Source organism: Bradyrhizobium sp. CCGUVB4N (genome assembly GCF_024199945.1).
Lineage (GTDB): Bacteria > Pseudomonadota > Alphaproteobacteria > Rhizobiales > Xanthobacteraceae > Bradyrhizobium.
In genome coordinates this window covers 4,876,110-4,898,187 of record NZ_JANADP010000001.1, presented here as the reverse complement: position 1 = coordinate 4,898,187, position 22,078 = coordinate 4,876,110, and the positions used below count along the sequence as shown (strand labels likewise).

At 64.9% G+C, this 22,078-nt stretch carries 21 protein-coding genes and 1 tRNA gene; 9 read left to right on the top strand and 13 right to left on the bottom strand.

Annotated features, from left to right (window positions below):
- Nucleotides 1-9: 9 nt before the first annotated feature.
- Entirely contained in the window at nt 10-1,185 is a 1,176-nt protein-coding gene (locus tag NLM31_RS22425) for a nitrogen regulation protein NR(II) (RefSeq protein WP_254131415.1), read from the bottom strand.
- Entirely contained in the window at nt 1,182-2,183 is a 1,002-nt protein-coding gene (gene dusB, locus NLM31_RS22420) for a tRNA dihydrouridine synthase DusB (RefSeq protein WP_254131414.1), read from the bottom strand. Before dusB ends, NLM31_RS22425 begins: the two co-directional genes overlap by 4 nt.
- Before the next feature lie 281 nt (nt 2,184-2,464).
- On the opposite strand from dusB, the gene NLM31_RS22415 reads away from it, so the two are divergent.
- Both NLM31_RS22415 and NLM31_RS22410 read left to right on the top strand, forming a co-directional pair.
- On the top strand, nt 2,465-3,661 hold the full coding sequence (locus tag NLM31_RS22415) for a bifunctional 2-C-methyl-D-erythritol 4-phosphate cytidylyltransferase/2-C-methyl-D-erythritol 2,4-cyclodiphosphate synthase (protein WP_254193685.1): 1,197 nt from the start codon (nt 2,465-2,467) through the stop codon (nt 3,659-3,661).
- A 3-nt stretch (nt 3,662-3,664) separates the two neighbouring features.
- Nucleotides 3,665-4,276 carry a CinA family protein gene (locus NLM31_RS22410; protein ID WP_254193684.1) on the top strand — a complete coding sequence of 204 codons (612 nt, stop codon included), beginning with the start codon at nt 3,665-3,667 and terminating at the stop codon, nt 4,274-4,276.
- 225 nt (nt 4,277-4,501) lie between these two features.
- Here the strand turns inward: NLM31_RS22410 and NLM31_RS22405 are convergent, their stop codons facing one another.
- Nucleotides 4,502-4,696, bottom strand: a complete 195-nt coding sequence (locus NLM31_RS22405; protein WP_254131411.1) for a hypothetical protein — start codon at nt 4,694-4,696, stop codon at nt 4,502-4,504.
- A gap of 700 nt (nt 4,697-5,396) precedes the next feature.
- Here NLM31_RS22405 and NLM31_RS22400 point away from each other — a divergent pair.
- From NLM31_RS22400 to NLM31_RS22375, 6 genes are read left to right on the top strand one after another with little or no spacing between them, the layout of a single operon-like run.
- Nucleotides 5,397-6,104, top strand: coding sequence for a c-type cytochrome (locus NLM31_RS22400; RefSeq protein WP_254131410.1), 708 nt, complete (start codon nt 5,397-5,399; stop codon nt 6,102-6,104).
- Nucleotides 6,105-6,115: 11 nt separating this feature from the next.
- Entirely contained in the window at nt 6,116-7,354 is a 1,239-nt protein-coding gene (locus NLM31_RS22395) for a cytochrome c (protein ID WP_254196244.1), read from the top strand.
- Between the two features lie 8 nt (nt 7,355-7,362).
- Entirely contained in the window at nt 7,363-7,539 is a 177-nt protein-coding gene (locus tag NLM31_RS22390) for a hypothetical protein (protein ID WP_188103317.1), read from the top strand.
- Nucleotides 7,536-8,099, top strand: a complete 564-nt coding sequence (locus NLM31_RS22385; protein ID WP_254193683.1) for a cytochrome C oxidase subunit II — start codon at nt 7,536-7,538, stop codon at nt 8,097-8,099. The genes NLM31_RS22390 and NLM31_RS22385 overlap by 4 nt, the downstream gene beginning before the upstream one ends.
- A complete protein-coding gene (locus tag NLM31_RS22380; protein WP_254193682.1) occupies nt 8,086-9,708 on the top strand; it encodes a b(o/a)3-type cytochrome-c oxidase subunit 1 in 1,623 nt (540 codons plus the stop codon). Before NLM31_RS22385 ends, NLM31_RS22380 begins: the two co-directional genes overlap by 14 nt.
- Nucleotides 9,708-10,523: a cytochrome c gene (locus NLM31_RS22375; RefSeq protein ID WP_254193681.1), complete on the top strand. Its 816-nt coding sequence runs from the start codon at nt 9,708-9,710 to the stop codon at nt 10,521-10,523. Before NLM31_RS22380 ends, NLM31_RS22375 begins: the two co-directional genes overlap by 1 nt.
- Here NLM31_RS22375 and NLM31_RS22370 read toward each other — a convergent pair whose 3' ends face one another.
- A complete protein-coding gene (locus NLM31_RS22370; RefSeq protein WP_254131406.1) occupies nt 10,524-10,994 on the bottom strand; it encodes a type II toxin-antitoxin system RatA family toxin in 471 nt (156 codons plus the stop codon).
- Nucleotides 10,995-11,000: 6 nt separating this feature from the next.
- Nucleotides 11,001-11,957: a lipoyl synthase gene (lipA, locus tag NLM31_RS22365; protein WP_254193680.1), complete on the bottom strand. Its 957-nt coding sequence runs from the start codon at nt 11,955-11,957 to the stop codon at nt 11,001-11,003.
- 130 nt (nt 11,958-12,087) lie between these two features.
- Between lipA and NLM31_RS22360 the strand changes: the two genes are divergently transcribed.
- Nucleotides 12,088-12,696, top strand: a complete 609-nt coding sequence (locus NLM31_RS22360; RefSeq protein WP_254193679.1) for a DNA-3-methyladenine glycosylase — start codon at nt 12,088-12,090, stop codon at nt 12,694-12,696.
- Here the strand turns inward: NLM31_RS22360 and NLM31_RS22355 are convergent.
- The 8 genes from NLM31_RS22355 to NLM31_RS22320 all read right to left on the bottom strand — a co-directional run bounded on the left by NLM31_RS22355 (nt 12,693) and on the right by NLM31_RS22320 (nt 22,078).
- On the bottom strand, nt 12,693-15,569 hold the full coding sequence (locus NLM31_RS22355; protein WP_254193678.1) for a valine--tRNA ligase: 2,877 nt from the start codon (nt 15,567-15,569) through the stop codon (nt 12,693-12,695). The two genes, NLM31_RS22360 and NLM31_RS22355, sit on opposite strands and share 4 nt — an antisense overlap.
- A gap of 129 nt (nt 15,570-15,698) precedes the next feature.
- On the bottom strand, nt 15,699-16,481 hold the full coding sequence (locus NLM31_RS22350; protein ID WP_254193677.1) for a PopZ family protein: 783 nt from the start codon (nt 16,479-16,481) through the stop codon (nt 15,699-15,701).
- A gap of 303 nt (nt 16,482-16,784) precedes the next feature.
- Nucleotides 16,785-18,176, bottom strand: coding sequence for a TolC family outer membrane protein (locus tag NLM31_RS22345; protein ID WP_254135405.1), 1,392 nt, complete (start codon nt 18,174-18,176; stop codon nt 16,785-16,787).
- 205 nt (nt 18,177-18,381) lie between these two features.
- A complete protein-coding gene (locus NLM31_RS22340; RefSeq protein ID WP_254193676.1) occupies nt 18,382-19,044 on the bottom strand; it encodes a protein-L-isoaspartate O-methyltransferase in 663 nt (220 codons plus the stop codon).
- A gap of 136 nt (nt 19,045-19,180) precedes the next feature.
- Nucleotides 19,181-19,360: a hypothetical protein gene (locus tag NLM31_RS22335; protein ID WP_254193675.1), complete on the bottom strand. Its 180-nt coding sequence runs from the start codon at nt 19,358-19,360 to the stop codon at nt 19,181-19,183.
- Nucleotides 19,361-19,573: 213 nt separating this feature from the next.
- A tRNA-Asn gene (locus NLM31_RS22330) sits at nt 19,574-19,648 on the bottom strand.
- A 135-nt stretch (nt 19,649-19,783) separates the two neighbouring features.
- Nucleotides 19,784-20,155, bottom strand: coding sequence for a hypothetical protein (locus tag NLM31_RS22325; protein ID WP_254193674.1), 372 nt, complete (start codon nt 20,153-20,155; stop codon nt 19,784-19,786).
- Between the two features lie 213 nt (nt 20,156-20,368).
- On the bottom strand, nt 20,369-22,078 hold the full coding sequence (locus NLM31_RS22320; RefSeq protein ID WP_254193673.1) for a flotillin family protein: 1,710 nt from the start codon (nt 22,076-22,078) through the stop codon (nt 20,369-20,371).

Sequence of the window (22,078 nt, the reverse complement as noted above, 5' to 3'; positions counted from 1 at the left end):
CGTTAATCCTCATTTTGCCCCCTGTGATGCAGACGACGACTTCCCGGCAGAGCCGTCGCGACTGCTGTGATCAGCGTGTTTGACCGATGTGGAATACATCGGCATCAGCACGCGGAAGGTGGTCTTGCGCGGCTGAGACTCGCATTCGATGATGCCCCCGTGATCGCCCACGATCTTCGCGACCAGCGCGAGACCGAGGCCAGAGCCGGTCTGCTTGGTGGTCACGAAGGGGTCGAACAGATTGGGCAGAAGGTCGTCCGGCACGCCTGGTCCATTGTCCCTCACGCAGAATTCCAGCGGCAGGGATACCCGGGATTTTTGACCGGGGACTGACAGGCGCACGCCGGGGCGGAACGCGGTGGTGAGCTGGATCTCGGCGTCGGGGACGTCGATCAGCGCTTCGGCGGCATTCTTCACCAGATTGAGGAACACCTGGATCAGCTGGTCCTGGTTCGCAAGCACGGGCGGCAGCGAGGGATCGTAGTCCTCGATGAAGCGGATGTTGCGGGCAAAGCCCGACTGCGCCAGCCGCTTCACGTGGTCGAGCACCGAATGAATGTTGACGGGACCGCGCACCACCGGCCGCTCGTCGCCGAACACCTCCATGCGGTCGACCAGCGTCACGATGCGGTCGGCCTCGTCGCAGATCAGGCGCGTCAGCATGCGGTCTTCGGAGGACGCCTGCTGCTCCAGCAGTTGCGCCGCGCCGCGGATGCCGGAGAGCGGATTCTTGATCTCGTGCGCCAGCATCGCGGCCAGCGCGATCACCGAACGGGCGGCGCTGCGATGCGTGAGCTGCCGGTCCATCTTGTCGGCGATGGAGCGCTCCTGGAGCATCACCACGATGTGGCCGGGCCGCTCGGTCAGCGGCGCGACATGCAGATCGACCTGGCGGTCGCCGCCCATGCGCGGCGTGCCGAGATCGACCTTGTATTCGTTGACCGGTGAATTCGACGAACGCACCTGGTCGATCAGCGCGAGCAAGGGGCTGCCGAACGGCACCAGCTCTTTCAGAGCCTGCCGCTTCAGGAACTGCGTCGAGATATCGAAGAAGGCTTCGGTCGCGATATTGGCGGCGACGATCTTGCCGTCCGGCCCGATCATCAGCACGGGGTTGGGCAAGGCGTCCAGGATCGCGTCGCTCTCGGACGGAAGCGGCCGGCGATAGTCAGCGGCTGAGCTCATGCAGCGGCGCTCCATGCGAAATCGTCGAAGGCATCCTGCAGCGACTGGTGGACGAGGCCCGGATCTTCGGATGTGAGGATCTTCTGGCGCCAGGCCTTCAGCGTCTCGATCGGCGCGCCGCTCGCGTCTGCCGCGACGTCGAGCGCCCAGCCGAGATGCTTGCGCGCATGCTTGAGGCCGACACGCAGGCCATAGAGCGCGCAGACGCCCTCATAGAGCGTGCGGACATAATGCAGCTGCGTTGCGAGCGACGGCGTCGCTTCAGCTGACCCGCCGTTCAGGCGCCGGCCGATCTCGCCGGGCAGCCAGGGCTGGCCCTGCGCGCCACGGCCGATCATCACGGCATCGGCGCCGGAGGCCTGAAGCGCCGCGAGCGCCTTCTCGTAAGTGGTGATGTCGCCGTTGACGACGAGCGGAATGGAGATGGCCTCGCGCACCGCGCGGATCGCATCCCAATCGGCCTCGCCCTTGTAGAACTGGCAGCGCGTGCGGCCATGCACGGTGACGAGCTTGATGCCGGCAGCCTCCGCGCGACGGGCGAGCTCCGGCGCGTTGCGGGTGCGGTCGTCCCAGCCGAGCCGCATCTTCAGCGTCACGGGGACTTTCACGGCTGATATCGTCGCCTCGATCAGGCTGACGGCGTGATCGAGATCGCGCATCAGGGCCGAGCCGGACTGGCCGCCGGTGACGTGGCGGGCCGGGCAGCCCATGTTGATATCGATGATGTCGGCGCCCTCGGCTTCGGCGATCCGGGCGCCCTCCGCCATCCAATGCGCCTCGCAACCGGCGAGCTGGACCACATGCGGCCCGACCCCGGTTGCTTCGCAGCGCAACCGCGACATCCGGTGCCCATTGGCGAGCTCATCGCTGGCGGTCATTTCGGAGACGACCAGACCCGCCCCAAGCTCAGCGGCCAACCGCCGGACGGGTGAGTCCGTCACTCCCGACATCGGTGCCAGGAAGACCGGGGTGGCGATTTCAATATCGCCTATTTTCAACGGCTTAGAGCCTGATCTTGCCGAGCCGGTCACAGGGGTCTCGTTGAGTGGACAGGGCCTCATCGCGCCTGCCATGGCCTATCTTGCGCACAATTCTTGTGCAGTCAAGCGTCATGCCTACAGTTTAGACAGTTCTGCAAATCTTTCAAGTGCAGTGCAGCAAAATGCTGAATCCCACAATCCGGGGAAACCCCCTTTTTTTGCGGGCCTGCCGTGCTAGAGGCATGCCGGCAATCACCCCACGCCCGACGCATCCCCTAACAGCTGAATATTTGAGTCCTATGGCGAAATCACAGCGCACCGCAGTTGTTCTTGTCGCGGCCGGTCGTGGCCTACGCGCAGGCGCCGGCGGGCCGAAGCAATATCGTGAGATCGGCGGCGTGCCGGTGATCTACCGCGCCATGGAAGCCTTCAGCACCCATGCCGACGTATTCGCGGTGCAGCCGGTGGTGAACCCGGATGACAGCGCCATGTTCACGGCAGCGGTCGCAGGTCTGAAGCACGAGCCACCCACCAATGGCGGCGCGACGCGCCAGGCCTCAGTGCTCGCCGGCCTCGAAGCGCTCGCAAAGCACAAGCCCGACATCGTCCTGATTCACGACGCCGCGCGCCCCTTCGTCTCGGCCGGCGTGATCTCGCGGGCGATCGAGGCGGCAAGCCGCACGGGTGCGGCGATCCCCGTCGTCCCCGTCACCGACACGATCAAGGTCACGAGCGCGGACGGCAATGTCGCGGACACGCCCGATCGGGCTTCGTTGCGAATCGCGCAGACGCCGCAATCCTTTCGTTTCGATGTCATCCTCGAAGCGCATCGTCGCGCGGCAAAGGACGGACGAAGCGATTTCACCGATGATGCCGCGATCGCCGAATGGGCGGGATTGACGGTTGCGACCTTTGAAGGCGATGTTGCCAATATGAAGCTCACCACTCCCGAAGATTTCGTGCGCGAGGAAGCGCGCCTGGCCAGCCTGCTCGGCGACATCAGGACCGGCACGGGCTATGACGTGCACGCCTTCGGCGAAGGCGACCATCTCATGCTCTGCGGCGTGCGCGTGCCGCACACGAAGGGCTTCCTGGCTCATTCCGACGGTGACGTCGGCCTGCATGCGCTGGTCGATGCGATCCTCGGCGCGCTCGCCGACGGCGACATCGGCTCGCACTTCCCGCCGAGCGATGTGAAGTGGAAGGGCGCCTCCTCCGATCAGTTCCTGAAATACGCCATCGAGCGCGTCACGGCGCGCGGCGGCCGCATCGCCAATCTCGAGGTCACCATGATCTGCGAGCGGCCGAAGATCGGTCCGTTGCGTGACGTCATGCGCGCGCGCATCGCCGAGATCTCCGGCGTCGATGTCTCTCGCGTCGCGGTGAAGGCGACGACCAGCGAGCGGCTCGGTTTCACCGGCCGCGAGGAAGGCATCGCGGCCACCGCGAGCGCCACCATCCGCCTGCCATTTAACGAAAAGACTTGGAGCGTCTAGGTCATGGCCGGCAGCGACGCACGCGCCCTCTCCCGCTCGCTGCTCGACCTCTGCCGGATGCGCAAGCTGACCATCGCGACCGCCGAGTCCTGCACCGGCGGCCTCGTTGCCGGCGCGCTGACGGACATCCCCGGCTCCTCTGACGTCATCGACCGCGGCTTCGTCACCTATTCCAACGACGCCAAGCGCGCGATGCTCGGCGTCGAGGCCGGCACGCTCACCAATTTCGGCGCCGTCAGCAAGGAGACCGCGACCGCAATGGCAGTCGGCGCGCTGGAGCGTGCCGGCGTCGACCTCGCGGTTGCCATCACCGGCATTGCGGGCCCCGGCGGCGCCACCCCGGGCAAGCCGGTCGGCCTCGTCCATTTTGCCGCCGCCGCACGCGACGGCCGCATCATCCATCGCGAGCAGCGCTTCGGCGCGATCGGCCGTACCGCCGTGCGCCAGCGCTCGGTGGTCGAGGCGCTGCGCATGCTGATGGAGCTCGCCCGCGGCCCGCAAGCCGCTGCCAAGCCCCGCCGCGCCACCGCCGCGACGAGACTTCGTCCGCGCGTGACCCGCTCACCGCGCCGGCACGTCGTGAAGCGCAGGACGCCGCGGTCGCCGCGGGGGTGACGCGCCCTACGCAGCCGCAAGCAAAGCGCTCGCGTGGTCGAGCACGCGTTGCTTGACCGCATCGGCATCCGACGGCTTCACCTTTGCACTCACGGTCAATTGCTCGCTGACGCGCGGGTCATCGCGCAGCTCCTGCAGGATCTGGTCGGATTACTCCTGCAGCTGGTGCGCCCCTGCGCATCTTTGCCTCTGAATCCCGGGAATCGATCGGCAGGACTTCCGCGTCTAGGTCAGGTCCGATCCTTGCGAGGTTCGCGCGATCCGATGGATGACGGGAAGCTTCTGCTCGATCGCCTTCGCGAGCACAGTTCCGGTGGTCCGGCCGAGCTCCTTCGCGATCATCGTGATTGGCTTGGTCCCTGCAAGCTTCCTGAGTCGATTGAGGTCGTCGTCGCTCCACGACTGCTTCCAGCGCGCCATGTCTCCTGGTTCCGCTACACAAGCCCTGCGCCCGACTCGGAGTCTAATTGTCCCCCTCGCGAAATGCAGCCCGTCCTGATGTGCCATCCACGACAAGGGGTGTTCCGTCACTCCTCTGCATTTTGGCACAAACTGCACTTGTCACCGATCCTCATCGAGGCGTGAATCGACGGCTGGGTGCCAGCTAGCGGGCACTTCACAGCCCTCGCGTTGCCCGTCGGCAAAACACCCCACAAACGGGTCAATCCGCGCACGCGAAAAGATTCCGCCTTACCGAATTTCGGATTTGCAGTGGACATCCGCCACCTCATCTCGGTCAGAGGGGCGGATCGCGATCGTCACGAATTTGGGGTGAGCCGTGGTGGACGCAGGTCGCATCGGCGCGAAGGGCATCGCAGGGCGGATAATCGTGAGCGAGAGCGTCGCGCGCACGACCGCACCCGGTCTTCTCTGCGCCCTCTGACAAAGAGGGTGACACAACGAGGCTAAGCTCGGGCACGAGTGGCTGCGAGGCTGCAGCATCATGTTTGCTTTTCAAATTGCACGCAAATTTGTCCAAATCGATCATCATGTGCGATGCAGCGGCGCGACCAAACGTCGTCGTCCCTAAGTGATCTTGCGCTGAAAAATATTGGCGCAATAATGCCGCTCTACGTTGCGATCCGGAATCAACCGGTCCAGCACACTGGAGGGCGACACCGTGTTCGCTCGCGACGCGGCTCTGGCCGCTGCACTTTTCACTTTGGCCGTCTTTGATGGTGCGGCCGCGCAAACGGCCAACCAGCCTCCTGATACCATGGCGGCGCGGGTGGAGGCCTGCACGCCCTGTCATGGCAACAAGGGCGAAGGCACCAGCGACGTCTATTTCCCGCGACTTGGCGGCAAGCCGGCCGGCTATCTCTACAACCAGCTCCTCGCCTTCCGCAGTGGCCGGCGCAAATACCCGCCGATGAACTATCTGCTGGAGTTTCTGCCCGATCCCTATCTGGAGGCGATGGCGGAGTATTTTGCCGGCGAGCACCCGCCACTGCCGCAGCCGGTGCCGAGCGAGGTCAGCAAGGAAGTCCTCGCGCAGGGCGAATTGCTCGCGACCAGCGGCGATGCCGGTCGTAACATACCGGCGTGCGTGAGCTGCCACGGGCCGGGACTCACGGGCATGCAGCCCGGCATCCCCGGCCTGCTCGGCTTGCGCGCCGCCTATGTCAGCGCCCAGCTCGGCGCATGGCGCTACGGCACCCGCACGGCGAAATCGCCCGACTGCATGCAGCTCGTTGCCGGCCATCTGACCGAGGCCGACGTTACCGCGGTCGCGGCCTGGCTTGCGACGCGCCCTGCCCCCGCAAATCCTGCACCCGTTGCGAAAGGCACCTACGCGTTGCCGTTCGGCTGCGGCAGCCAGCCCAACTGACGAGGCGGATGATGGGCTCGAAACTGTCGATCGCAATCCTCGCTCTCGCCGCGTTCACCACGCCGGCGCCGGCCCAGGATAAAACAAGCGACATCATCGCGCGCGGCGAATATCTCGCGCGCGCCGGTGATTGCACCGCCTGCCACACCGCCCCCGAAGGCCACCTGTTCGCCGGCGGTCGCGCCATGCCGACCCCGTTCGGCACGATCTACACCTCCAACATCACGCCGGACCCGGAGGCCGGGATCGGCAAATGGAGTGCGGACGATTTTTATCGGACCATGCACAGCGGCCGCTTCCCGGATGGCGGGCTGATCTATCCGGCGATGCCGTTCGCCTCCTACACAAAGGTGACACGCGCCGACAGCGACGCGATCTTCGCCTATCTGCGCTCGATTGCGCCGGTGAACCAGAAGAACAAGCCGCACGAGCTGCGCTTCCCCTATGACAACCGCCAGCTCATCTTGGGATGGCGCACGCTGTTCTTCAGCGAAGGCGAGTTCAAGCCCGATCCGACCAAATCGGCCGAATGGAATCGCGGTGCCTATCTGGTCGAAGGCCTCGGCCATTGCGGCATGTGCCATTCGCCGATCAACGCGCTGGGCGGCACCTCGCAGTCGGACGCCTTCAAGGGCGGCCTGATCCCGATGCAGAACTGGTACGCGCCCTCGCTCACCTCGAACCGCGAGGCCGGCCTCGGCGACTGGAGCATCAAGGACATCACCGATCTGCTCCAGACCGGCGTCTCCGCGCGCGGCGTGGTCTACGGCCCGATGGCCGAGGTCGTGCACAACAGCCTGCAATACCTCAACGACGCCGACACCAAGGCGATGGCGGTGTATCTTAAGGGCATCGCGGAAGGCTCGTCGCCGCCGCCGACAAGCACGGCCTTGCCGAACACCGAGAGCAGCCTGCTGATCAGCCTCGGCAAGACCGTGTACGACAAGAACTGCGCGAGCTGTCACGGCGCGCAGGGCGAAGGCAAGCCGCCGCACTGGCCGCCGCTTGCCAACAACCAGTCGATCGAGATGCAGTCGGCGGTCAATCCGATCCGCATGGTGCTCAATGGCGGCTATCCGCCGGGCACCAAGGGCAATCCGATGCCCTACGGCATGCCGCCCTTCGCGGGCCTCCTCTCCGACAACGAGGTCGCCGCCGTCGTCTCCTACATCCGCACCGCCTGGGGCAATCGCGGCACGCCGGTCTCGGCGCGCGAGGCCAACGAGCTGCGCTCCGCACCGCTGAACTGAGAGGCGTCATGTTCAACTCCGATCCGCCGACCAGCCCAGCCGCCGCCGACCAGGCCGTCGAGGAAGTGGTCGCGCAAGGCCCGTCAGGCGCAATCGTGCTGGCCGGTATCGCCACGGCCTGCGTGGTCGCGATGTGGCTTGCCTTTTACCTGTTCGTCTTCCTGCCGCGGGGACCGCTGCAATGAGCGCGGAGGACACGCGTCGCAGCGTCGAGGTCGCGGCCCGCGTCGAGCGGCGCTGGGCCGCCATTGCCGTGATCATCATCGTGGGCATGGCGCTGCTGGCGGCGTTCGCCGGCATCCATCAGGCGACGATGCCGCAGCCGCGCGTCGAGACCACCGATCCGTCGCGGATTCATCTGTCCGGCGAGTTCGTCGAGAGCAATCTCGGCAGTGTGCTGGAGACCAACGGCAATGTCACCGTGCGCGCGATCGGCCAGCAATATTCCTTCACGCCGGCCTGCATCGTGGTGCCCGTGGATACGCCGATCACGCTGCGCGCCACCAGCGCCGACGTCGTGCACGGCATCCTGATCCAGGGCACCAACGTCAACACCATGCTGGTGCCGGGCTACGTCTCCGAGCAGCTGATGCGCTTTACGAGGACCGGCGACTATCTGATGCCCTGCCAGGAGTTCTGCTCCTTCGGCCATGAGGGCATGTGGGGCAAGGTCAAGGTGATCGACAAGACCGACTTCGCAACCCGCGCGAAGGCCGGCGGGAGGCTGAGCTGTGTTGGTCAATAGGAAGCTCATTCTCGCCCATTTCTGGTTTGCTTTCGCCGTGTTCGGCGTGGCGCTGACGCTCGGCGCCTGGCAGATGTTCATCCGCAGCCCGATCGGCACCTGGCTCTCCAACCCCGAGCTCTATTACCGCTCGCTGACCGCGCATGGCACGGTGATGGGCTATGTGTTCCCGACCCTGGTCGCGATGGGCTTTGGCTATGCCATCAGCGAGTCCGCGCTGGAGCAGCGGCTGGTCGGCGTGCGCTGGGCCTGGGCCGGTTTCTGGCTGATCGTCCTCGGCAGCGTGATGGCGGTGATCCCGATCGCGTTGGGGCGCGCCTCCGTGCTCTACACGTTTTATCCGCCGCTGATCGGCAATCTCTTCTACTATCTCGGCGTCGTGCTGGTCGTCGTCGGCTCATGGATCTGGGTCGCACTGATGTCGATCAACCTGCGCGTCTGGCGCAAGGCCCATCCCGGGGCGACGGTACCGCTCGCGATGTATGCGAACGTCGCGGGCTCATATCTGTGGGCCTGGACCGCCGTCGGCGCCGCGCTTGAATTGCTGCTCCAGATCATCCCCGTCGCGGCGGGGCTGAAGAACACGATCGATGCCGGCCTCGCCCGTATCTTCTTCTCCTGGACGCTGCACGCCATCGTCTATTTCTGGCTGATGCCGACCTACATCGCCTATTACACCATCGTGCCGCGCGCGATCGGGGGCCGGGTCTATTCCGACACCATGGCGCGGATCGCATTCATCCTGTTCCTGGTGGTGGCGATGCCGATCGGCATACACCATACCTTCGCCGATCCGCAGGTCGGCGCCGGCTTCAAGTTCATCCATTCGGCCTTCACGGCGCTGGTGGCGCTGCCCACGCTGCTGACCGTGTTCACGATCTGCGCCTCGGTCGAGATCGCAGCACGCCTGCGCGGTGGCCGCGGCATGTTCGGCTGGATCAGGGCCCTGCCCTGGGACAATCCGATGATGCTGGCGCTGGCGTTTTCGTTCGTCATGCTCGGTTTCGGCGGCGCCGGCGGGCTCATCAACATGAGCTATCAGCTCGATGCGTCGATCCACAACACGCAGTGGATCACCGGCCATTTCCACCTGATCTTCGGCGGCGCCATCGTGATCATGTATTTTGCGATCGCCTATGATCTGTGGCCGCATCTCACCGGCCGCGAGCTGATCGACCTCCGCCTGATCCGCACTCAGCTCTGGTTATGGTTCGTCGGCATGATCGTCACGACCTTCCCGTGGCACTGGGTCGGCATTCTCGGAATGCCGCGCCGCATGGCCTATTTCGACTTCGGCGATCCTGCCATCGCGCCGCAAGCGCTCTCGGTGACCTTCTCGGCGATCGGCGGCTTCATCCTCCTGACCTCAGGCATCATCTTCATCGTGATCCTTGCCCGCGGCATGCGTGCCCCGCAGGCTGACGCGGGCGCCTATCGCTTTGCAGTCGCGGTGCACCAACCGACGACCGTGCCGGTCGCGCTCAACACGCACGCGCTGTGGGTGGCGCTGATGATCGCGCTCACCATCACCAATTACGGCTACCCGATCCTCAACCTCGCGACCACGGCGGGCACCTCTGTGCCGGCCGTTCATGTGGGAGCGCAGTGATGAGCACCCGCGATCTCTTCACCTTCAACAATCCTCATTTCACGCGGGGCGTCGGCATCACCGTCGCGATCCTGATCGTGACCGCGATCGGCGGCTTCATCGTGCTGCCCCTCGCCCAGCCCTGGGTTCAGTTTGCAAACGTCTGGGACGCGATCTGCAGCGCCGCCGGGGTGCCGCAGCGCGCGGCGAGCGTCACGGCCCCGGAGCAGGCAAAACGCCTGTCGGAGGTCGTGCTGACCTCGCACACGCTGTCACGCCCGAGCCAGGAGGCGATCGGCCGCGGCGCCACGCTGGCGCAGCGTTGCGCGATCTGTCACGGCCCGACCGGCATCAGCCGCGCGGATTCTCCGAACCTTGCCGGCCAATATGCCGCCGTGATCTACAAGGAGCTCCACGATTTCCGCGCCGGCGCGCGCAGCAATGCCGTGATGTCACCCTTCGCCGTCAACCTGACGGACGACGAAATCGCCGACCTTTCGAACTATTACGCCTATCTGCCGCGGCTTCCGGCCTATCACCCGACACCGCAATTGCCCAAGCCCAACATCGTCATCTACGGCGCACCGCTGCGCGGCATCGCGCCCTGCGGCGCCTGCCATGGCAGTCTCGACAACAAGACCGGCAGCCCCTGGCTGGAGGGACAATCCGAGGCCTATTTGAAAGCGCAGCTCCAGGCATTTGCCGCAGGCGAGCGCCGTAACGACATCAGCCAGCAGATGCGCAACATCGCCCGCGCGATGACGCCGCAGGAGATCGAAGCGGCCGCGGCGTATTACGCCTCGCAGCCGCCGGATGTGGTGAAGGCGGTGGATTGATCAGGACGACGCCAGCTTCGGCCGGCCGTAGACCGCATCGGCCCGCTTTTCGAACGCGGTGGAGAATCGCGCAAACGCGGCATCGAACATCGAGCCCATCAGCATCGCCAGCATGCGGCTCTTGAATTCATAGGCGAGGAAGAAGCCGACGTCGCAGACATCGTCGCCTTTGGGCTCGAACGTCCAGCGGTTTTCGAGATTGCTGAACGGACCTTGCAGATATTCGACCAGGATTTTCAGATTGGCGCGATCGAGCGTCACGCGGCTGGTGAAGGATTCCTTGACCAGCTTGAACGACACCGTCATGTCGGCGACGAGCACTTCAGTGCCGTCGGGCTTTGCCATGCGCTGACGGATCTTCAACGCGCTGCACAGCGGCACGAATTCCGGGTAGCGCTCGACGTCGGCGACCAGATCAAACATCTTGGGCGCGCTGTGATTGACACGGCGCTTGCTCGAAAATTTGGGCATAGCGGTTCAGCGGGCGCTAGCTGCCCGCGCGGCCTTCAGTCTCGCAAAGTCCTCACCGGCATGATGCGACGAACGGGTGAGCGGGCTCGCCGACACCATCAGAAAGCCCTTGGTGTAGGCAACTTTCTCGTAGGACGAGAACTCGTCCGGCGGCACGTAGCGCATCACGGCATGATGCTTGCGGGTCGGCTGGAGATATTGCCCGATGGTTAAGAAGTCGACGTCAGCCGAGCGCAGATCGTCCATCACCTGCTGCACCTCGTGGCGCTCCTCGCCGAGGCCGACCATGATGCCGGACTTGGTGAAGATGGTGGGATCGAGCTCCTTGACCCGCTGCAACAACCGGATCGAGTGGAAGTAGCGCGCGCCCGGTCGCACCGTCAGGTACCGCGACGGCACGGTCTCGAGATTGTGGTTGAAGACGTCGGGCCGCGCGGCCACGACGACCTCCAGCGCGCCTTCCTTGCGCAGGAAGTCCGGCGTCAGGATCTCGATCGTGGTCGAGGGACAGGCGGCGCGGATCGCGCGGATGGTCTGGGCAAAATGCTCGGCGCCGCCGTCGGCGAGATCGTCGCGGTCGACCGAGGTGATGACGACGTGGGCGAGGCCGAGCTTGGCGACGGCCTCGGCGACGTTCTGCGGCTCGGCCGCATCGAGCGCATTGGGCAGGCCGGTCTTGACGTTGCAGAAGGCGCAGGCCCGGGTGCAGGTGTCCCCCATGATCATGAAGGTCGCGTGCTTCTTGTCCCAGCACTCGCCGATATTCGGGCACCCCGCCTCCTCGCACACCGTGTGCAGGCCGTTGGCGCGCACGATGTTGCGGGTGTCGGCATAGCCGCGAGTATTGGGGGCGCGCACGCGGATCCAGTCCGGCTTCGGCGGCGAAGCGGAATCGGGGCGGTTCACCTTCTCGGGGTGGCGCGGGCGCAACGGGTTCGTGATGGTATCGACAATAACGACCATGATCTGTCCGGTCTGTTCAGGTCCTACCTAGTCGGTCTGGTTGCCTGCCGCAACCCGGCTCGCGCCTCTTCAGGGAACATGGCAGATATGGGCAATATCCTGCTCTGTTCTCAGGCGATTCTCACCTCGAATGGCTCCAACCTCGATGACTTCCACGCCGCGGCTTGGCAAAGCGCTGAAGCGTGCCTTTTTCGCGCGCAGCGTCCGTGAGGTCGCCCCCGATCTGATCGGGGCCACCATGCTGGTCGACGGCGTCGGCGGGATCATCGTCGAGGTCGAGGCCTATCATCATACCGAGCCTGCGGCACACTCCTACAACGGCCCGACGCCGCGGAACCAGATCATGTTCGGCCCGCCCGGCTTTGCCTATGTCTACCGTTCCTACGGCATCCATTGGTGCGTCAACTTCGTCTGCGAGGAGGAAGGCTCGGCCGCCGCCGTGCTGATCCGTGCGCTGGAGCCGACGCATGGCCTCGCCGCGATGCGCCGGCGCCGCCACGCGGTCGATGTGCACGCGCTGTGCTCGGGCCCGGGCAAGCTGACCGAGGCGCTCGGGATCACCATCGCGCACAACACCCTGCCGCTGGACCGTCCGCCGATCGCGCTGCATGCGCGGACAGAGGATGTCGCGGTCGCAACCGGCATCCGGATCGGCATCACCAAGGCCGTCGAGCTGCCCTGGCGCTATGGCGTCAAGGGCTCGAAATTCCTCAGCAAGCCGTTCCCGAAATCGGTTTAGGACGCCTGCTTCAGCCGCTCCAGCGCCTCGAGCAGCTTGGCCTTGCGGGCCAGCGCCGCCTCGCGCTTTTCGCGCTCCTCCTCGACGACCTCTTCGGCCGCGTTGGCGACGAATTTCTCATTCGCCAGCTTCGACTCGGCGCGCTTGATGTCGGCGTCGGCCTTCGCGATCTCCTTGTCGAGACGCGTGCGCTCGGCGGCGAAATCGACCACGCCTTTCAGCGGCAGCGCTGCCACCTCGCCACGCACTAGGAGTTGCACGGCACCGTCAGGGGCTCGATCGGCGAAGGAGATGTCCGACAGCCGGGCCATGCGCTTGATGACGTCGGTCCAGCGCGGCGCACGCTCCCTGGTCTCAGTCGAGGCGCCGGCGAGTACAAGCGCCGTCAAGGTCGCCGGCGCAATGTTCATCTCGGCACGCACCGAGCGGATCTGCGTGATGAGGTCGATCACCCAGCCGATCTCGGCTTCCGCCTTGGGATCGCTGAAGTCGGCATGGTCGAAGATCGGCATGACGAAGGCAGGCGAGATCAGCGGATCGGTCGGTCCGGCCGCAGCCGCGAGCATCGCAAGCTGCTCCGGCGTCGGACCGGACGGCTTCAGCGGCCATGGCGCCAGCGCGAGCAGGCCGTCGCGCTTGGCCGTCACCTCCCACAGCTCTTCGGTGATGAAGGGCATGAAGGGGTGCAGCAGCTTCAGGATCTCGTCCCGCGCCCAGGCGACCATGGCTCGGGTTTCGTCCTTCGCAGAGCTGTCCGGACCAAGCAGCACGGGCTTGGCGAGCTCGACATACCAGTCACAATAGACGTTCCAGACGAAGCGGTAGATCGCGCCGGCGGCATCGTTGAAGCGATAGGCTTCGATCGCCTCGGTCACCTCGCGCGTGGTGTGCGCGCTCTCATGCGCGATCCAGCGGTTCAGCGTCTCCTTGGCCTTCGCCGGCTCGAAACCTTCGGGCACGGCGCAATGGTTCATCTCGGCGAAGCGGGACGCGTTCCAGAGCTTGGTTGCGAAATTGCGATAGCCCTCGACGCGGCTGGTGGCGAGCTTGATGTCGCGGCCCTGTGCCGCCATCGCGGCCAGCGTGAAGCGCAGCGCGTCCGCGCCGTATTCGTCGATCAGGTTGAGCGGATCGATGACGTTGCCCTTCGACTTCGACATCTTGGCGCCCTTCTCGTCACGGACGAGCGCGTGGATGTAGATGGTCGAGAATGGCACCTCCTTCATGAAGTGCAGGCCCATCATCATCATCCGGGCGACCCAGAAGAAGATGATGTCGAAGCCGGTCACCAGCGCGTTGGTCGGGTAGTAGCGCTTCACCTCGGGCGCGTCTTCGGGCCAGCCGAGCGTCGAGAACGGCCACAGCGCCGAGGAGAACCAGGTGTCGAGCACGTCCTCGTCTCGGGTGATGAAGCCTTCACGCTTGTTGCGGTCGAGCGCCATCTCGCGGCCCTGCTCGGCCGTGATGACTTCCTGCTCGACGTAATAGCCGAGCGCGTGGCTGATCGCCTCCTCCTCGGTCTCCGCGACGAACACCTTGCCGTCGGGACCGTACCAGGCCGGGATCTGATGGCCCCACCAGAGCTGGCGCGAGATGCACCAGGGCTGGATGTTCTCCATCCACTCGAAATAGGTCTTTTCCCAGTTCTTCGGCACGAACGAAGTCTCGCCCGAACGCACCGCCGCGATCGCAGGCTTTGCGAGCGTCTTGGCATCGACGTACCACTGATCGGTCAGGTACGGTTCGATCACGCTGTTGGAGCGGTCGCCATGCGGCACCATGTGGGTGTGCGGCTCGATGCGCTCGACGAAGCCGAAGCTCTCCAGCCGCTCGACGATGCGCTTGCGCGCAGCAAAGCGGTCGACCTTGTTGAACTCCTCGGCGAACTGCGAGGCGCCTTCCGGCAGGCCCTTCAGATAGTCCTCGTTGTCGACGAGATCGAGGCAGCCTTCCTTGTCGAGCACGCTGATACGGCGCAGGCCGTGGCGATTGCCGACCTCGAAATCGTTGAAGTCGTGCGCCGGCGTCACCTTCACCGCGCCCGAGCCCTTTTCCGGATCGGAATAGTCGTCGGCGACGATCTTGATCTTGCGGCCGACCAGCGGCAGGACGACGTTCTTGCCGACCAGCTTCTGGTAGCGCTCATCCTCCGGATGCACCGCCACGCCGGTATCGCCGAGCATGGTCTCGGGCCGCGTCGTGGCGACCACGATGAAGGTCGTGGGATCCTCGGGATTGAACGTCTTGCCTTCGATCGGATAGCGCAGATACCAGAGGTGGCCCTTCACCTCGGTCTGCTGCACTTCGAGATCGGAGATCGCGGTCAAGAGCTTGGTGTCCCAGTTCACCAGCCGCTTGTCCTTGTAGATCAGGCCGTCGCGGTGCAGCTCGACGAACACCTTGATGACGGCCTTGGACAGGCCCTCGTCCATGGTGAAGCGCTCGCGCGACCAGTCGCAGGACGCACCGAGGCGCTTGAGCTGGTTGATGATGGTGTCGCCGCTCTCGGCCTTCCACTGCCAGACCCGCTCCAGAAACTTCTCGCGGCCCATCTCGCGACGGCCGGGCTGCTGGCGCTCCATCAGCTGCCGCTCGACCACCATCTGGGTGGCGATACCGGCATGGTCGGTCCCGGGCTGCCACAGCACGTCGCGGCCCCGCATGCGCTCAAAGCGGCACAGGATGTCCTGGAGCGTGTTGTTGAGGGCGTGGCCCATGTGCAGCGAGCCCGTCACGTTCGGCGGCGGGATCACGATGGTAAAGGGCACGGCGTCGCGGCGGTCGGGACGACCGGCCTTGAACGCGAGGCTGTCCTCCCACACGACGGACATGCGGGCTTCGATATCGGCGGGCTGGTAGTTTTTCTCGATCATGGGGCGCTAGAAAGCCGTGCGCGGGGTTCAAGTCAACGGAAAGCTCAGCGGCAAAAGGGCTTTCCGGCCCGACCGGCAGGTCGACTATGACGCAGGAGCAGGGCTTTATCGGGGCCGGGCGGCCCCCGTTCAACGGCCGCCGCGCGAGACCCGCTCGATTTCGGCCTTCACGATGCGTTCGACAAGGCCCGGCAGGTTGTCGTCGAGCCAGGATTTCAGCATCGGCCGCAGCATCTCCTTGACCAGATCCTCCAGCGTCCGCGCATTGCTGCTGAGCACCGTGTGGGCCAGTGAGTTGAAAGCGGATTCGACTGCCGAGACGGTCGACTGGGCGAGAATCGGCTGCTGCGGCGGCAGCGGCGGCGCGTCGAAATCCACCGGCGCATAGGACGGCGCGGGTGTCGAACGAGGCGGCGGCGCTTCGGCGAATTCGAGATCGTCGCGCGGCTCGACCCTGCGGAAGTTCGGCGGCGGCGGCGCCGGTGTCGGCTCCGGATCCATCGCCATCTCGTCGGTCAATTCGAGCACGTCGGGTTCGGGCTCGGGTTCAGGTTCCGGAGCACGAATCTCGGGCGCGGCCGTGGCCGTATCGAGCCCTGCCAGCAGCGCGTCGATGTCGTCCTGGCTATTGGGGCCGGCATCCGCTGCGGGCGCGGGAGGCGGTGGCGGTGCCGGAGCAGGCTTCGCAGCCGGAGGTGGCGCAGGCTTCTCGGCAGCAGGTTTTGCAGGCGCGACCTTGGACGGCGGAATGTCGGCCATCGCCTGCGGCTTCGGTGCGGGAGCGGCGGGCGCCGGCGCGGGCTTGGCAGCCTCTGCCGGCGGCGGCTTCGCCTCATCGTCGGCAATGATGCGCCGGATCGAGGCCAGAATCTCCTCCATGGAGGGTTCTGTGACCTTTGCAGGCTGCGTCATCTCCGACTCCACATCATCAACGCCCTCGCATGCGTTGTTTTACACCAAGCACGACAGGATTGGCCGGTTCCGGATGTGTGCCCCGACATTTTCGTCGCGACAGCCAGACTTGTCCCCAGATCACGGCTCAACGTGAGGCGGCGCGCCCCTGCCCCGTCACTCAAGCATTACGCATGCAACATTGGATGCGGGGCGAATCGACCCGCAGCTTCTTGGCAAGGCTATGTCAGGGATTTTGATGATTGCAAGCAAAGCGCCGGTCGGACTCGTCTGTTTGCGAGGCCGACCGGAGGACTACGGGACTTAGCGTCCGTCAGGCGTGCGCACGCCGACCCAGCTGTCGCGGACTTGCTGGTAATGCACGCTCGGATCGTAGACGGTGGTGCTGAGGCCAAGCACCTGCGGTGCAAGGCGGCCGACCGCGCTGAGCACGGAGTAGGACGCGACCACGCGGTCGTGCTGCGCGGTGACGAGCGCGACGCGCGCGTTCACCAAAGCCTGCTGGGCATTGAGGACGTCGAGCGTGGTGCGCTGACCGGCCTTGGCCTCTTCGCGCACGCCGTTCAGCGCGATCTCGGACGCCGTGACCTGAGCCTGCGCCGATTGCACCTGCGCCTTGCCGGCTTCGAGCTGGCCCCAGGCCTGCACGACGTTGGCGCGGGTCTGGTCGCGCGTCGTTTCGAGGTTCAGGCGCTGCTGCGCCAGGTTCTCTTTCGATTGGCGGATCAGCGAGTATTCTGCGCCGCCTTGAAAGATCGGGATGGAAGCCGTCGCGATAGCGGACGCCGTATTCGTTCGGAAAACCTGCAGGGTCTGCTGATAGCCCGTACTGACACCAGCCTGAACCGTGACTGTCGGCAGCAGCGCGCCTTCACTGATCTTGACCTGAAGAAAGTTGACGTCGATGCCGTACATCGCGGCCGTGACGCTGGGGTTTTCCACCAGGCTCAGGCTGACGGCGGTGGCGATCGTCCCGGGCAGGAAACGATCGACCGGCGAGCCGGGGGCAAGATTCGTCGGCTCGTTGCCGATGATCCGGCGGAAGTTCGCGCGCGTCGTCGTCAGATTCGATTCGGCAGTGAGCGCTTGGGTCTTGCCGGCAGCCAGCTGGGCCTCGGATTGCGCCACGTCCGTGCGCGTGACCTCGCCGACATTGAAGCGGTCGCGCGTTTGCTTGAGGGTCTGTTCGAGCACGCGCACGTTGCTGCGCTGGACTTCGAGGGTGGCCGCGTCCCGCAGGTAGTCCATGTAGCTCGTGGCAGCCTGCAGCAGGACCGTCTGCTCTAGCACGCGCAACGCTTCGCGCGCGCCTGACACCTGGCTTTCCGCAGCGCGCGTCTTGTTGGCGGTCTGATTGCCGTTATAGAGCGTCTGGTTGACGGTCAGGGCGGCGCTGTTGGACTGAAGTGGGTCGGGGTTATGGATCGACAGACCCTTCTGTACCGCCTGGATGTCCTGATATTGATACCCGGTGCCGAGAGTCACGTTGACCTTGGGGCGATAGCCCGACAGCGCCTGCGGCACGTTCTCGTCGGTTGAGCGCACCTGGGCGCGCTGTGCGTTGAGCTGAGGATTGTTCTGATAGGCGCGAACCAGCGCGGCCTCGATCGTATCCGCCAATGCAGGCGCCGGCCCGGCAATCGCCGCCAGGAGAACCGAAACCGCTGCTCCGGTGAAGAACTTCACCCCATGCATCCTTGAAAATCCGTTCATTCTCACGTCAGGCTCGTGCCCGCGAGCCTGGTTACCGTATCCAAGTGGAGTCGTTGCCCCGTAGCAACATAGGACGCGGCCGCGCGCAACGGAACTACCCAAGGGGAGTTCTCAGCGGAAACTCTTCACGTGCAGCATCCCGGCCACACTTCTGATTCAGAACGGGATTTTAACGGGGTTTCGGCGGTCAGAAGACGAAGGCGGCGGCCCGTTCCAGGCCCGGAAGCACCGGGGCAGCGGCGTCGAACAGCGGCCGATGGCCGAATTCGCCGTGGGTACGGGTCACGATCATGGCCCGCGACGGCCTCGATTCGGCCGAGACCCCCACCAGTCGCCCCCCTTCCCGGAGCTGGCCGAACAGCCCGTCCGGCGTCACTTCGGTCGCACCGTTGAGGATAATCACGTCATAGGGCGCGGCAGCCGGGTCGCCCTCGGCGCTGGCGGCGGCCTTGCAGGTGACGTTGCTGAGCCCGATTGCGGCGAAAGCGTCTTTGGCCTTCGCGGCCAAAGCCGAATCGCTCTCGGTGGCCGTGACCTGGTGCGCAAGCTTCGCGGCAAGCGCGGCGAGGTAGCCGGTGGCGCAGCCAACGACCAGCACGTTGTCGCCTTCGCCGATCTCGGCGGCCTGGAGCAGCTTGCCGATCAGCTGCGGCTTGATCAGGAAGCGCTTGGCGCCACCCTCGCTCACATCGAGATCGAGGTCGAGATAGGCCAGCGCCTGCCGGCTCGCCGGCACGAAGGCCTCGCGGGGAACCGTGAGCATGGCATCGAGAATGCGGCGATCGGTGACGTCATTGGTGCGCACCTGGCCATCGACCATTTTTTGGCGCGCGGTCGAGAAACCGGACATTTGCGGACCCTGCAAGGCGGACGATGCCGCGGACGAAAGTTGGCGGCATATTTGGAGCAGGCTCCGCGAAAACGCAACACGTCCGTTGGCCGGTGAAGCAATGGCGATGCAACGCAGGTATCGGAGGCGAGATGCCCTATTCGATCGCCACGGCGAGCCGGCCGATCAAGGCCGCGACTTCGTCCAGCCGCGCCGAATCGGGGGTCTCGACCGCACGGGCGAGACAGGCCAGGCACTCATCGTCGCTCAGTTCTGGAATGTCGGCCGGCAGAATCGAGGGGGCCAGGCGGACGCGGTCGATCTGGATGTCGGGCATGGGAATCAGCTCCGTAAGAGGCCGGCCCGATCACGCTCGATTTGAATTAAGTCGATTTGGCGCCGTCGGCGTGGCTGTGGTGCCGCCGCCATACACATCCACTTGATCGCGATTCTGCGGGGGGCCAGACGGAACGCGACTGAGATATTGAGCGAGCACCGTCGTGCGTCACATCAGCGAGCGTTGGCAAACAATTGAAAATGAAGCGGAATTTGGCTCCCCGGGCTGGATTCGAACCAGCGACCATCCGATTAACAGTCGGATGCTCTACCGCTGAGCTACCGAGGAAAAGGCGAACCAGTCGTTCGCGCGCGGCTGCGTATAACAAAGCCGGTTGCGCTTGCAAAGGACGAATTCGCCATCCCTAGCAAAGCATCGAGGAAGGGCCTCTCCGGCCCCTCCCCTTGGCCATCCGGGCCGATATTACTCGGCGATGAAGGACGTGGTCTTGGTGCCGGGGTCGTAGCGCAGCCGCAGCGCGGTCATCTTGCAGAGGTTGACGTTCTTCCAGAGCACGGACTCGTCATAGTTCTGCCAGTCGACGCGGATGTTCCAGACGCAGCCCTCATCGTCCTCCTCGAACTCGACATAGGTCGAGGCCTGGTTCTGCAAAACCTTGTCCAGCTCGTTGTCCCATTCGTCCAGGCCATCGTCCGGTGCGTTGAAGCCGAGGAATTTGATGGCATAACCGGTCTCGTTGACGACGGTGACGTTGCGGGCATCGGCGGCGAACGACGACGGAGTAGCTACGATCGCAAGTCCGATCGCGACCAGTCCAGACAGAAAAAACTTCATGTGAAATTCTCCGGATCGAAACAGGCTCCGGCGCCTGACGTCGATCGGCGCAGGCGCCGCGGCAACCGATGGCGTTGCCTGGGAGGGTTCGTCCGGAGCGAGATCGAGAGGTTCGACACGCCCTCAATCCACGCTCCGGCTCGTTGCACGACGCGAGACGCGCAACGAGCCAGTTCTTATCGATTCGAATTCTCAGCAGCAATGAACCGGCATTCATAGATCGGCGGTGTTTGCTTTCTCCGGCGCAGGCACGGTCGCCGGTGCGACCGCAGCACCATTGGCCTTGCCGGTCACGGCGCCGACCAGCGCCTTCACGGGATCATCGCCCGGCGCAAAACCGCTCTGGCGCAGGATCTCGTCGATCATCGGACGCAGCGCGTGAACCTTGAGAAGCTCGCCGGCGAGCCCCTCACCGAAGCCGACGCCGCCGCCCGCAGCGCCATTACCATTGCCGCCAAAAGCGCCGCCGGTATGCAGGATACGGACGTCCTTGAGGTTGGCGATCGGTCTGACCATCTCGGCCAGCGCCGACGGCATCGTCTCGATCCGCTTCTTGGCGATCTCGAAATCGATGACGTTGGCGCCGAGCTTGTTCTGCGCCTCGTTCTTCATGGTGATGACGGCAGCCTCGGCCTCACCGATGTTGCGGACGCCGACCGCCTTGATCTTGTTGGACTCGGCTTCGGCCGTGGCCAGCGTCTTGACGGCCTCGGCGCGGTCGAGCGATGCCTTCTTCTCGGCTTCGGCGGCGACGATCAGCTCGGTCGATTTGCGCTCGGCTTCCGTGCGCGCGGCGAGCACCTGGGTCAGGCGGGCGCGATCGGCGACCTCGACCGCGCGTGCGGTGACGACCTTTTCCTCTGCGGAGACGGCCAGCGCTTCCGCAGTCTTGGCTTCGGCCACGGCCTCCGAGGTCTGCTTGCTCTTGGACGCGATCTGGATCTCGTTCTCCTGGGTGGCGATCTGGATCTCGCGCTGGGCGTCGGTCTTGCGCTTGTTGATGGCGAGGTCCGACTCGATGACCGCGGTTTCCTTGACCTGCTTGGCTCCCGCCTCCTTTTCCGCGACGGCCCGATCGGTGTCGATGCGGGCATTCTCCTCGGTCAGGCGCGCGGTCTGCGTGGCGGTCGCGACTTCCGCGCGGGTGCTCGCGGTCTTGTTGGCGATGTCGCGCTCCTGCGACAGCTCGGCCTCCTTCTTGGTCCGCTCGATCGTCAGGGTCTGCTGCCGTGCCTCGAGGTCTTTCTGGGCGATCGCCACCTCGTTGTCGCGCACGATGGCGTTACGGTCGCGCCGTCGGGTTTCGGTAATGGTCTTCAGTTGGGTCAAACCTTCGGCGTCGAAGAAGTTTTCCGGGTTGAAGAACTTGACGTCGGTCTGGTCCAGCTTGGTCAGGGACACCGACTCCAGTTCGAGGCCGTTCGACTTGACGTCGGACTCCACGGTCGATTGTACGTGCTTGACGAAGTCCGAACGCTTTTCCTGGAGCTCCAGAATGGTCATGGTCGCCGCGACCGAGCGCAGGCCGTCGACGAATTTGGCCTCGACCTGGTTGCGCAGCGCTTCGGCATCGTTGGTCAGCGCACCCAGCGTCTGGCTCGCCAGCGCGATGCTCTCCTCGTCGGGCCGGACGCGGACGTAGAACTCAGCGACGATGTCGACGCGCAAACGGTCCTTGGTGATGAGCGATTCCCGCTCCTTGCGCTCGACGGTCAGCCGCAGCGTCTTCAGGTTGATGCTGCCATAGGAGTGAAAGATCGGCAGGATCATGGCGCCGCCGTCGAGCACGACCTTCTTGCCGCCGAGGCCGGTGCGCACGAACGCCTCGTCGCGCGTGGCGCGCTTATAGAGGATGGTGAAGATGATCCCGAGGACAACGATCAGCGCGACGCCGATCATGGCCGGGACTGCGATGTCGAACAT